This window comes from Nonomuraea thailandensis, from assembly GCF_024172165.1.
GTDB lineage: Bacteria > Actinomycetota > Actinomycetes > Streptosporangiales > Streptosporangiaceae > Nonomuraea > Nonomuraea thailandensis.
This window is the reverse complement of sequence record NZ_JAMZEB010000002.1, coordinates 1,060,692-1,071,985: the sequence shown is the minus strand read 5'-3', so window position 1 is coordinate 1,071,985 and position 11,294 is coordinate 1,060,692. Positions and strand designations below refer to the sequence as shown.

At 73.2% G+C, this 11,294-nt stretch carries 11 protein-coding genes; 4 read left to right on the top strand and 7 right to left on the bottom strand.

What is annotated here, in order from left to right:
• Positions 1 to 137 precede the first annotated feature (137 nt).
• Together HD597_RS08985 and HD597_RS08980 are read left to right on the top strand one after the other, a co-directional pair.
• The gene (locus tag HD597_RS08985; protein ID WP_253741400.1) at positions 138 to 836 is read left to right on the top strand and encodes a sulfotransferase; all 699 of its coding nucleotides are present in this window, start codon (positions 138 to 140) and stop codon (positions 834 to 836) included.
• On the top strand, positions 833 to 2,011 hold the full coding sequence (locus HD597_RS08980; protein WP_253741399.1) for a glycosyltransferase family 4 protein: 1,179 nt from the start codon (positions 833 to 835) through the stop codon (positions 2,009 to 2,011). The genes HD597_RS08985 and HD597_RS08980 overlap by 4 nt, the downstream gene beginning before the upstream one ends.
• Here the strand turns inward: HD597_RS08980 and HD597_RS08975 are convergent.
• From HD597_RS08975 to HD597_RS08955, 5 genes are read right to left on the bottom strand one after another with little or no spacing between them, the layout of a single operon-like run.
• Positions 2,008 to 2,937, bottom strand: coding sequence for a hydroxyquinol 1,2-dioxygenase (locus tag HD597_RS08975; protein ID WP_253741398.1), 930 nt, complete (start codon positions 2,935 to 2,937; stop codon positions 2,008 to 2,010). The genes HD597_RS08980 and HD597_RS08975 overlap by 4 nt on opposite strands.
• Positions 2,938 to 2,970: 33 nt before the next feature.
• The gene (locus HD597_RS08970) at positions 2,971 to 4,176 is read right to left on the bottom strand and encodes an FAD-dependent oxidoreductase (RefSeq protein ID WP_253741397.1); all 1,206 of its coding nucleotides are present in this window, start codon (positions 4,174 to 4,176) and stop codon (positions 2,971 to 2,973) included.
• A gap of 35 nt (positions 4,177 to 4,211) precedes the next feature.
• Entirely contained in the window at positions 4,212 to 5,012 is an 801-nt protein-coding gene (locus tag HD597_RS08965; protein ID WP_253741396.1) for a maleylpyruvate isomerase family mycothiol-dependent enzyme, read from the bottom strand.
• Entirely contained in the window at positions 5,012 to 5,863 is an 852-nt protein-coding gene (locus tag HD597_RS08960; RefSeq protein ID WP_253741394.1) for a fumarylacetoacetate hydrolase family protein, read from the bottom strand. The genes HD597_RS08965 and HD597_RS08960 overlap by 1 nt, the downstream gene beginning before the upstream one ends.
• 16 nt (positions 5,864 to 5,879) lie before the next feature.
• The gene (locus tag HD597_RS08955; protein WP_253741392.1) at positions 5,880 to 7,025 is read right to left on the bottom strand and encodes a cupin domain-containing protein; all 1,146 of its coding nucleotides are present in this window, start codon (positions 7,023 to 7,025) and stop codon (positions 5,880 to 5,882) included.
• Between the two features lie 97 nt (positions 7,026 to 7,122).
• On the opposite strand from HD597_RS08955, the gene HD597_RS08950 reads away from it, so the two are divergent.
• Entirely contained in the window at positions 7,123 to 7,890 is a 768-nt protein-coding gene (locus HD597_RS08950; RefSeq protein ID WP_253741390.1) for an IclR family transcriptional regulator, read from the top strand.
• Between the two features lie 13 nt (positions 7,891 to 7,903).
• On the opposite strand, the gene HD597_RS08945 is transcribed toward HD597_RS08950, so the two are convergent.
• Positions 7,904 to 9,403, bottom strand: a complete 1,500-nt coding sequence (locus tag HD597_RS08945; protein ID WP_253741388.1) for a serine/threonine-protein kinase — start codon at positions 9,401 to 9,403, stop codon at positions 7,904 to 7,906.
• A 215-nt stretch (positions 9,404 to 9,618) separates the two neighbouring features.
• Positions 9,619 to 10,170, bottom strand: a complete 552-nt coding sequence (locus HD597_RS08940) for a CGNR zinc finger domain-containing protein (protein WP_253741386.1) — start codon at positions 10,168 to 10,170, stop codon at positions 9,619 to 9,621.
• 117 nt (positions 10,171 to 10,287) lie between these two features.
• On the opposite strand from HD597_RS08940, the gene HD597_RS08935 reads away from it, so the two are divergent.
• Positions 10,288 to 11,286, top strand: a complete 999-nt coding sequence (locus HD597_RS08935; protein ID WP_253741385.1) for a nucleoside hydrolase — start codon at positions 10,288 to 10,290, stop codon at positions 11,284 to 11,286.
• Positions 11,287 to 11,294 lie beyond the last annotated feature (8 nt).

The following is an 11,294-nucleotide window of genomic DNA, read 5'->3' as shown; positions in this document are numbered from 1 at the left end:
GATTCCAGTTCAACCGAGTAGGTAAAGCAGGGCAAGCGGCTACGACGACGGTCATGGAAAAGGCCCCGGTCAAACGACCGGAATCGCCTTTCAGGCCGCCGGCGGATCCGAAGACCGATCGCCTCGTGCAGGCGCCGGTGTTCATCATCTCGCCGGTCCGATCGGGCTCGACGCTGCTGCGGGCGATGCTCAACGCTCACCCGGACCTGCATGCTCCGCACGAGCTGCACGTACGCCGGTTGAGAGTGGAATTCGACACTTCGCTGGCGGAAAAGGCCATGGAGGCACTCGGCCACAACAAGGCCGATCTGGAGCACCTGCTGTGGGACCGGGTGCTCCACCGGGAGCTGGTACGCAGCGGCAAGCGGTTCATCGTGGAGAAGACGCCGGCGAACGCGTTCGCCTACGAGCGGCTGTCCACCTGCTGGCCGGACGCGCGGTTCGTCTTCCTCCTGCGCCATCCCGCCTCGATCGCCAGCTCCTGGCACGAGGCCAGCCCGGGCAAGCGCACCCCCGACGAGGCCGCCGCGGACGCGCTGCGGTACATGAAGGCCGTGCAGCGCGCGCGCAAGGCCCTGCCGGGGCTCACCGTCCGCTACGAGGAGCTGACCGCCGACCCCGAGGGCATCGGCCGCGGCATCTGCGAGTTCCTGGAGGTGCCCTGGGCGCCCGAGCTGCTCTCCTACGGCACTCCCGACGTGGTGACCAAGGGCCTGGGCGACTGGAAGGACAAGATCCGCTCCGGAACGGTACAACGCGGTCGCGACCTGCCCCGCCCCGAGCAGATCCCTGACGTGCTGAAGGACATGTGCAGGACCTGGGAGTACCTGACGTGAAGATCCGCTACATGCTGCTGCACGCCTACGGCATGGGCGGCACCATCCGCACCGTCGTCAACCAGGCCAACGCCATGGCGGAGGCCGGCCACGACGTCGAGATCGTCAGCGTGGTCCGGCGCAGGAACGAGCCACAGTTCGCCATCGACCCGCGGGTGCGGCTCTCGGCGCTGGTGGACCAGCGCGACGGCATCGCCGCCGACTCCCTGGCGCGCAAGGTGTGGCGCCGGGCCCGCGGCAAGATCGTCCCTTACGGGGAGTTCGCGGCGGAGTACTTCACCGAGCGCGTCGAGGCCGCGGTCATCGACTACGTCTCCGGCCTGCGTGACGGCATCCTGGTCACCACCCGCCCCGCGCTGAACCTGATCTCGGCCCGCCGCGGCTCCTCCAGCGTGATCCGCGTCGCCCAGGAGCACATGAACCTGGCCTCGTACCACGAGCGGGTCCGCGAGCAGATCGTCCGCCACTACGGCGGCTTCGACGCGATCGCCGTGCTGACCGAGACCAGCCGCCGTGAGTACCGCAAGGTGCTCAAGAGCACGCCGGTGGTGCGCATCCCCAACGCGGTGCACATGGAGGAGCGCAAGCACTCCGACCAGAGCAACCGGATCGTGATCGCCGTGGGGAGGCTGGTGCCGCAGAAGGGCTTCGACATGCTCATCCCGGCCTTCGCCGCCACCGCGGAGGAGCACCCGGAGTGGAAGCTGCGCATCTTCGGCACCGGGCCCTCGAAGGAGCGGCTGCAGAAGCGCATCGACGAGGCCGGCGCCGGCGACAGGATCCGGCTGATGGGCCGCAGCAACCGCATCCACGAGGAGCTGGCCAAGGCGTCGGTCTACGCGCTCAGCTCCCGGATCGAGGGGCTGCCGATGGCCATGATCGAGGCCATGGGCCACGCCCTGCCGATCGTCGCCTTCGACTGCCCGACCGGGCCCGCCGACGTGCTGACGCCCGGCAAGGACGGGCTGCTGGTGCCGCCGCGCAACGTGCCCGCGCTGACCGAGGCGCTCGGCCGGGCGATGGGCGATCGCGAGCTGCGGTTGCGGCTGGGCGCCGCCGCGGCCGAGACGGCCTACGGCTACACCCCGCACGTCGTGATGCCGCTGTGGGACAGGCTGTTCACCGCGCTGGCCAACGGCGAGCCGATCGACACCGACGTACGGGCGGCCCGCTAGCCGGTGGCGCCCGTGTCCTCGGCCTCCTCTCCGGAGGCCAGGACGATGTCGAAGCGCACGCGCGTCCACGGCCCGGCGATCTCCCGGCCGCCGGGGGCGGGCGTGCCGGCCTCCTGCCTGGCGAAGTCCCTGATCAGCGACTCCTTGACGCCGAAGACGCTGTCGCGCTCCAGGTAGGCGCAGCCGCGGACGAAGATGTGCGTCACGAGCGTGCGCAGCCCCTCGGCGGAGACCATGAAGTGCAGGTGGGAGGCGCGCATCGGGGAGCGCCCCGTGGCCCGCAGCAGGTCGCCGACCGGGCCGTCGGACGGGATCGGGTACGGCGTCGGGGTGACGCCCCAGAAGGCGAAGCGGCCCTGGTCGTCGCTGTGGAGGCGGGCCCGGCCCGCGATCCTGTCGTCGCCGTACTGCACGTCGTAGGAGCCGTCGGCGTCGGCCTCCCACACCTCGATCCTGGCGTGCGGGACGGGCTCGCCCGCCGTGTCCCTGACGACGCCCTCCACCCAGCACGGCTCACCGGCGGCGCCGCCGGACATGTCGCCGCCGATCGGGATCTCCGGCGCGCCCTCCACGAAGAACGGCCCGAGCACGGTCGCCTCGGTCGCCTCGCCGCGCGCCTCGTTGTTGACCGCGATCGTCTGCATCGACAGGCCCAGCACGTCGGACAGCAGGATGAACTCCTGCCGCCGGTCGTCGGTGATGTGCCCGCACGCGGTGAGGAAGCCGATCGCGGCCTCCCACTCCTGCGTGGTGAGCCGGGTCTCGCGGACGAAGGCGTGCAGGTGCCCGGCCAGGGCCTGGACGAGCTGCCTGAGCCGCGGCGACGGCGTGCCGTCGAAGGCCGCCAGCACCTGCCGGACCAGGGCCTCCTCGCGGGCGGCCTGCTCGGCGGGGACGTCCTTCACGGGCGGCGCTTCCTGGCTCATGACTCACTATGACACGGCCGCCCCGGCTCCCGTTCAGCCCGTCCGGAACATGGGCGGCTCCTGCTCGGGGGTGAGCGCGGTCGGCCCGAAGAGCCAGTCCACGTAGGCGTAGTCGTGGACGTCGCGCCCCCGCAGCACGCCGTTGCGCCACAACCGCTTGTCGCCGTCGTGGTGCCACAGCTCGCCCCACGCGCGCGCGGTGGTCAGCACGCGGCGGCAGTGCTCGGTGCGGACCGCGTTGTACGCCGCCAGCGCGGCGTCCCAGTCGCCCCCCGCCCCGCCCACGTGCTCGGACAGCACCCAGGCGTCCTCGATGGCCATGACCGCGCCCTGCGCGAGGTACTGGAGCGGCGGATGCGCCGCGTCCCCGGTCAGGACGATCCTGCCGCTGACCCAGTTCATGATCGGGTCACGGTCGAACATCCGCCACCAGCGGTCGCGCCACATCAGCGGCAGCCCGGCCCGCACCTGCTCGCAGGCGCCCTCGAAGGCCGCGTCGAGCTCGTCGGGCGTGCCCCAGTCGGCCTCGCCTGCCAGCGCCCTGCCCGACTCGAACACCGCCACCTGGTTGAACATCTCCCCCTGGCGCAGGGGGTACTGCACGAAGTGGCAGCGGGGGCCGACGTAGACGACCACGTCCTTGGTGTGCACGTCGAGGTCGGCGACCCGGTCGAACGGCACGGCGCCCCGGTAGGCGACGTACGCGGAGTTGACCGGCTCGTCGTCGCTCAGGATCCGCCGGGCCACCGAGTGCAGGCCGTCGGCCGCGATCACCACCGCGCCGTGCTCCCCGCCCCCGTCGTGCACGGCGACCGCGCCGCCCGGCGCCTGCTCGTACCCGGTCACCGCCACGTCGGTGACCAGGTCCACCCCCGCCTCCCTGCACGCGCGCAGCAGCGTGCCGTGCAGGTCGCTGCGGTGGATCACCATGTACGGGAAGCCGTAGCGCCGCTCCACGTCGTGCAGGTCGAGCCTGGTCAGGACGCTGCCGTCGACGGCGTCCTTCATGACGATGTTCTCCGGGAGCACGCCGAGCGAGGTGATCTCGTCGAGCAGGCCCCAGCGGTCGAGGATGCGCGTGCAGTTGGGCGCGATCTGCAGGCCGGCGCCGACCTCGCCGAACTCCTGTGCCCGCTCCAGCACCCGCACCCGCAGCCCCTTGCGGGTGAGGGCGAGGGCGTTGGACAGGCCGCCGATGCCGCCGCCCACGACGATCACATCGACGTCGTTACTGGTCACCTGAGGGGTTCCTTCCATCATTGCGCTTGCGCCGCCTACAACCAGCGAGGCAGCGCGGGGGCGGGCCGGTCGCCCGGGCCGGCCGCGCGGCCCGAGAGGTAGGCCGCCAGCTCGGCGAGGGTGGCCGTGACCTCCGCGGGATCGCCGGCGCCCGTGACCGACCACCTGCCGGTGACCTCTCCGGGATCGCCGGCGCCCGCGACGGACCACCTGCCGGTGACCTCCACGGGGTCGCCGGCGCCCGGGACGGTCCGGGTGCCGCTGTGGCCGGTCGCCGTGAGGGCGAGGGCGGGGCCGTCGCCCGCGGCGGACCGCTTGGCCGTGATGTCGTCGATCAGGGCGGCCAGGAAGTCCGCGGGCAGGTCGCCGAAGCCCACCCCGGCGCCGAGATCGACGGCGTGCACCATGACCTCCCTGGCCCGCATCCAGGGGACCTCGGCCGCGGGGACGGTGCGGCCCTGGGCGGTGCGGACCAGGTGGCCCCACTGGCGCTCGTCCAGCTCGGACAGCCGCCGGTCGAGCAGCTCCGCGGAGCTCACGGCCCAGGATCGCAGCTCGGCCGCCGAGCGCTGGGCGCCGGCCTGGATGTCGGCGTCGCGCTGCGCGGCCGAGGCGTACATCGGCCGTTCCTCGCCGGTGCGCGCCCAGTGCGCCAGGTTGAGCAGCGCGTCGGCGTTGGCGGCGACGTGGGCGACCAGGTGCCTGCCCGTCCAGCCGGCCAGCGCCGTCGGCGCGTCCAGCCGGTCGTCCGGCAGGCCGGCCAGCGTCGCGGAGAACGTCCTCGTGCCCTCGGCCGTCCAGCGCAGGCTGTCGGCCAGGCTCCGCCGGGCGGCCATCAGGCCGGGCGCCCGGCGGCGGGGGTCTCCGCCACGGCCTTGGACTCCGAGCGGCCCAGGCCGGTGATCTCGGTGGTCAGGACGCTGCCGTCGGCGAGGTAGCGGGCGGGCTTGCGGGCGTGCCCCACCCCGCCGGGCGTGCCCGTCGCGATGACGTCGCCCGGGTGGAGGGTGAGGATCGTGGAGACGTACCGGACCAGCGCGACGGGGTCGAAGACCAGGTCCGCGGTGTCGGCCTGCTGCACCACCTCGCCGTCCACCGAACCGGTCAGGGTGAGCGAGGGGCGGGTGCCGCCGGGCAGGTCGCCGGGCGTGACCAGGTATGGGCCGAACGGCGTGCTGGCCTCCCAGGTCTTGCCCTGCAGCCAGACCGGGGAGCGGTACTGCCAGTCGCGCATGGTGACGTCGTTGAGCACGGCGAACCCGGCGATGGCCGCGTCCGCCTCGGCCTCGGTGGCCCGGCGTACCCGCCTGCCGATGACGACGGCCAGCTCGGCCTCCCAGTCCACCTGCTCGGACTCGGGCGGCAGCAGGATCTCGTCGTACGCGCCGATGAGCGCCTCCGGGTACTTGGCGAACAGCGTCGGGTGCTCCGGCAGCTCCCGGCCCATCTCCAGGATGTGCTTGCGGTAGTTCAGCCCGATGCAGACGATCTTGCCGGGCCGGGGGACGACGGGCGCGAACCCGGCGCTCTCGACCGCGTCGCCGTCCGCCTGCGCGGCGCGCTCCGCCCAGCCGGGCTGGGCCAGCAGCTCGCCCACGTCGGTGAGGCCGAGGTCGACGAGGGTGTCCCCGTCCACGCGCACGGCCCTGGTGCGGCCGTCGGAGGTGCGGATGGTGGCGAGCTTCATGCGTTGTTTCTTTCCACTAGACGTTGGCTTCCACGGCGACGCGGTCGAGGTGCAGCGCCTCGAAGACCGGCCCGTCGCTGAACCTGAACAGATCGAGGGCGCCCGAGTCGGAGTCGGACGCCGAGGCCTCGGACCTGGCCGAGAACGGCAGCCAGGACGGAACGACGAACAGGTCGCCGCGGGTCACCGACCACGTGGTGCCGCCGACCGTGACGCGCCCGCTACCGTCGAAGACCTGGTAGACCGAGGAGCCTGCCTCGCGGCGGGGCGCGGTCTCGGCGCCTGCGCGGATCCGGTGCATCTCCGCCCTGATGGTCGGCAGCACGTCGCCGCCGGTCGTCGGGTTGGTGTAGCGCACGGCGGCGTGGCCGGGCTCGACGGTGCCCGCGTACCCCTCGGCCTCCAGGTCGAGCTGGTCGGCCAGCGCGCGGTCCGTGTCGGCCCAGCGGTAGGCCAGCAGCGGGGTGCCGGGCTGCGGGCCGGGCGCGGAGACGGGCCGCAGGCCGGGGTGCCCCCACAGCCGCTCGGAGCGGGAACGGTCCGGGGTGATGCGCTCGGCGTCGGAGATCCGGTCGCGGCCGAACTCGAAGAACTGCGCGTCCACGGCGTACTGGAAGGGGATGTCCAGGCCGTCGATCCAGGCCATCGGCTCGGCGGCGCCGTTGTGGTGGGCGTGCCAGTTCCAGCCGACCTGGGGCAGGAAGTCGCCGCGCCGCATCGGCACCGGGTCGCGTCCGACGACGGTCCACACGCCCTCGCCCTCGACGACGAACCGGAACGCGTGCTGGGTGTGCCGGTGCTCGGGGGCGTCCTCGCCCGGCATCAGGTACTGGATCGCCGCCCACAACGTCGGCGTGGCGAACGGCCGGCCGCCCAGGGACGGGTTCGCCAGCGCGATCGCGCGCCGCTCTCCGCCGCGGCCGACCGGCACCAGGTGGCCGGCCTGGTCCGCCAGGGTCAGCAGGCGCTCCCAGCGCCACAGGTGCGGGACGGCCTTGGCGCGCGGGTGCGCCGGCATCAGGTCGCCGATCTCGGTCCAGAGCGGGACCAGCAGCTCCTGCTCGAAGCCGCGGTACAGCTCTTCCAGCGCGGGCGACGGGGCCGGCTGGTCCGGGGCGTCGACCACGGCGAGGCGCACGGGCTGGTTCGCGGTCTGGGTCATGCTGGCTCCTTCGTGGGTGACACGGCGTCGGCGTGCGGCTCGATGCTGTAGTGCCAGCTTGTAGCCTGGGCGTACCAGAAGAACAGGACATTCTGCTGTGAAGAATCCACCCAACTACGCCATCCGCAGCGTCGACTACGCCCTCCAGCTCGCGGTGATGCTGCAGGTGGAGGGCCCGCTCGGGGTCGGCGAGGCCGCCGAGCGGCTCGGCGTGGCGCCGTCCACCGCGCACCGGCTGCTGGCCATGCTGGTGTACCGGGATTTCGCGGTGCAGTTCGAGGACCGCAGGTACGCGGCCGGGCCCGTGCTCTCGCTGGGCGCCAGCTCCCTGTCCCACACCTCGCGGCTGCGCGCCATCGCCATGCCGCACCTGTCGGCGCTGGTCGAGCGGGTCCGCGAGAGCGCCAACCTGACCATCCTGTCCGGCGATCACGTACGGTTCATCGGCACGGTGGAGTGCACCCAGGCGCTGCGCGTGGGCAACCGCGAGGGCATGGTCTTCCCCGCCCACCTGGCCTCCGGCGGCAAGGTCATGCTCGCCGACCTGCCGCCCGAACGGCTCGACATGCTCTACAGCGAGGACAAGTGGGCCGACCGGCCCGACCAGCGGCCCAACCTGGTGGCGTTGCGCCGCGAGCTGCGCACCACCCGGGAGCGCGGCTTCGCCATCAACGCGGGCAGGACCGAGGCGGGCGTCACCGCCGTCGGCCGGGCCGTGCGCGGCATGGACGGCACGGCGCAGGCGGCCGTGTCGGTGTCGATGCCCACCACGCGGTTCTCGCGCGACCGGCTGCCGGGCCTGGTCGGCGCGCTGGCCGTGACGGCGCGCGACATCGAGGAGGAGATGCGCGGCGCCGCCGGGTGAGCTCCCGGGGTGGTCAGCACATGGTCCAGTCGGTCGAGATGCTCTTGCGGACCGGGGAGGTGAGCTGGAAGACGACCGTGTGGGTGGAGCCCAGCTCGGGGGCGATCTGCTTCTTCGAGCCGAAGTAGTCGCTCCTGCCGTAGGAGGGGATCTTCCTGGAGCCGCTCTCGATGACCTGGCCGTCCACGATCCACTGGTAGGAGAACGGGGCGCCCGCCCGGCTCGCGTCCAGGCCGATGCCGAAGCCCAGTGTGCCGCTGTAGCAGGTGACGCCCTCGGTGTTGATCTTCGAGCTGCCGGCGACGCGCACGTAGGAGAGGCTGAAGGAGGCGGCCGTCGCCGCCTTGGTCCGGCTCGCGGTGGGTGCCGGGCGGGTGGTCGCCGGACGCTTCGACGGGGTGGGGCGGGCTGTCGTGCGCGCCCGGGACGGGGTCGGGGTCGGGCGGGTGACCCTCACGGTCGGCGTGCTCGTGGGGCTGGATCGGGACGGGGTGCGGGCCCGTTTCCTGCTTCTGGCGGGCGAAGGGGACGGCTCGCCGGAGTCGGCGGCCAGCACGGGGGTGACGGGTTCCTCGGCCGAGCGCGCGTTCCACACGGCGACCCCGGTCACCAGGGACGCGACCAGCGCTCCGGAGAGCGCGGCGATCACGGGCAGGCGCCGCTTCGGCCGTCGCGGCGGCAGCGTGCCCGCCGGGACGGCGTGATGGCCGCCCGGGGCGGGTGTGGCCGGGTGGCTCGCGCCGAGGAGGCGTAACAGCACGTCCTGCATGCCCGGGCGGGCGGCCGGGTCCTTGGCGAGGCAGGCGTGCACGATCGGGCGCAGCGGCTCCGGCAGGCCGCCCAGGAACGGTTCGTGGTTGAGGATGCGGTTGATGACCGCGGGCATCGTGTCGTCGCCGAACGGCGGCCTGCCCGTGCCGGCGAACACCACCACCGAGGCCCAGGCGAACACGTCCGCCGCCGGGCCGACGTACGCGCCCGCGAGCTGCTCGGGCGCCATGTACGCGGGCGTGCCGACGATGCCGCTGGTGACGGTGAGCGCGGAGTCGGCGGCGTGGGCGATGCCGAAGTCGATGACGCGCGGCCCGTCGCGGCCGAGCAGCACGTTGGCGGGCTTGAAGTCGCGGTGCACGATGCCCGCCTGGTGGATGGCGGCCAGCGCCGTGGCGGTGCTGACGGCCAGTCGTTGCAGGTCGGCGCCGTGGTGACGGCCGGCCTCCTGGAGCGAGGGCCCTTCGACGTACTCGCTGACGATGTACGGCCGCCCGCCGGTCGACGCGTCGAGCACCTGCGCGACGCAGAACGGCTCCACCCGCCGCGCCGCCGCGACCTCCCTGGCGAACCGGTCGTCAGCGCGCGCGGACTCCCGCAGCACCTTGACGGCGACGGGCCGCCCGTCCGGCGCCTGGGCGAGGTAGACGACGCCCTGGCCGCCCTCGCCGAGCCGCCCGGCGATCCGGTAGGCGGCGATCGCCTCGGGATCGCCCGGGCGCAGCGGTTCGGCACGGGGCATGGGCGGCGTGACTCCTGTGACGGCCGGGACGGACCCCATGCACCTTAGCGGGATAAATCCAGACTTGTAGGCCGTTCCGCCACCCGCGAGCCGCGCCAGCGCACCGACCCGACGCCCGCGAGCCGCACCGCCCGCGAGCCGCACCGCCCGCGCCGACCGCGCCGACCGTCAGCGACGTCAGCGCACCGGCCCGCCGTTCAGAGGCGGCGTCAGCGTCAGTGCGCGGTGGCCGCCTGCTTCTTGCGGGCCCGGTACGCCGCCGCCTTGATCTTGTTGCCGCACGACTCCATGCCGCACCACTCCCGCCGCCCGCCACGCGACCGGTCGATGAAGACCTTGGTGCACTCGGGGTTGGCGCACTCCTTCATCAGCGGCACGTCCGGCCCGCTGAGCAGCTCGATGGCGTGCCGCGCCACCGTGGACAGCGCCTGCTCAGGAGTCGCCTCCGTCCACCGGCCGCCGGCGGTGAGCTGGGGCGTCGCGGGCGGCGTGCGGGCCGCCTCGTTCACCAGCGCGAGCGCCCGCTCGTCGTAGCCGTCGCCCGCGAGCCGGGCGGTGACCAGCGCGTAGATGGCCTCCCGCACCGCCACGGCCCGCGCGAGATCCCCTTCCTGGCAGGAGGGCGCCGCGTCGACCAGGCCGCACTCCACGTACCAGGAGTCGAGCGTGGCCGGGGTGTCCAGCGTCTCGAAGCGCGACGTACGGCGGGCGCGCACCGTGCAGGCGAAGTCGAGCGCGGGGTTGCCACACAGGAAGACATGGTTCACATCACCAGTTTGACAGGTGACGCCCCTGTCATGCAACGGCGGCGATGAGTGCGAAATGAAACAGCTCCGGGTTTGACTGGAACCCGTACCGATCAATCCACACATTCCGGGAATCTCATGAAAAGACTCCTGCTGGCTCTCCTCCTGACCCTGGCCGTGCTCCCCGCGACCGCCGCCCACGCCGGTCCCCCCGCCGTCGTCTTCGACACCGACATGGACTTCGACGACGCCGCGACGCTGGCCTACCTCTCCCAGGAGCACCGGGCGGGCCGCATCGAGCTGCGCGCCATCACCGTCACGAACAGCGGCGCGGGCTTACCCGGCCGGGCGATCCGCCACGCCAGGTGCCTGGCCGAGCGGCTCGGCCTGAGCGGCGTACGGATCGCCGACGGCTCCGGCGCCGGCCCGAACTCCTTCCCCGCCGACCTGCGGCAGCTCTTCGACCGGGTGCTGACGGCCGCCACTCCCGGCTGCGCGGGCGACGAGACACCGTCGGCGGTCCGCGCGCCCGAGCTGATCAGGAAGCTGCTGAGGGCCGACCCCTCGACCCAGATCATCGCCACCGGCCCGCTCACGAACCTGGCCGCCGCCCTGCCCGCCTCCGCCTCCCGGCTGACCTCGATGGGCGGCGCCGTGCACGTCCCGGGGAACCTGTGCTGCGGCACGCCGCCCGAGTTCGACGGGACGCAGGAGTTCAACTACTGGCTCGACCCCGCCGCCGCGCGGGCCGTGCTCACCGGGAGCCGGGGCGCCGTGCGCATGGTGTCGCTGGACGCCGCCAACGAGGTGCCGATCACCGGCGCCTTCCTGGACCGGCTCGCCGCCGACCACCGCACGCCGGCCGCGGACACCGTCCTGGAGATCGTCACCCATCCCGAGGTGCGGCCCCTGATCGAGCAGGCCCTGCTCTACTGGTGGGACCCGCTCGCCGCGATGAGCGCCGTCCGGCCCGGGCACGTGCGGTTCACGTACGGGAAGGTGGACGTGGTGCCGAGCGGCCCGTCGGCCGGGCGCACGTTCCTGTCACCGTCGGGAGGCCCGCTCTGGTACGGCATCGCCGCCGACACCGCCGCGTTCGAGCAACGCTTCCTCGACACCCTGAACGGGCGCCCCTAGGCGGGGCC

What these genes read in the sequence shown, in the direction of transcription:
- HD597_RS08960 (WP_253741394.1), bottom strand. Translation starts at nt 5,863, where the DNA reads ATGAAGCTCGCCACCATCCGCACCTCCGACGGCCGCACCAGGGCCGTG.
- HD597_RS08945 (WP_253741388.1), bottom strand. Translation starts at nt 9,403, where the DNA reads ATGCCCCGTGCCGAACCGCTGCGCCCGGGCGATCCCGAGGCGATCGCC.
- HD597_RS08955 (WP_253741392.1), bottom strand. Translation starts at nt 7,025, where the DNA reads ATGACCCAGACCGCGAACCAGCCCGTGCGCCTCGCCGTGGTCGACGCC.
- HD597_RS08965 (WP_253741396.1), bottom strand. Translation starts at nt 5,012, where the DNA reads ATGGCCGCCCGGCGGAGCCTGGCCGACAGCCTGCGCTGGACGGCCGAG.
- HD597_RS08975 (WP_253741398.1), bottom strand. Translation starts at nt 2,937, where the DNA reads ATGAGCCAGGAAGCGCCGCCCGTGAAGGACGTCCCCGCCGAGCAGGCC.
- HD597_RS08935 (WP_253741385.1), top strand. Translation starts at nt 10,288, where the DNA reads ATGAAAAGACTCCTGCTGGCTCTCCTCCTGACCCTGGCCGTGCTCCCC.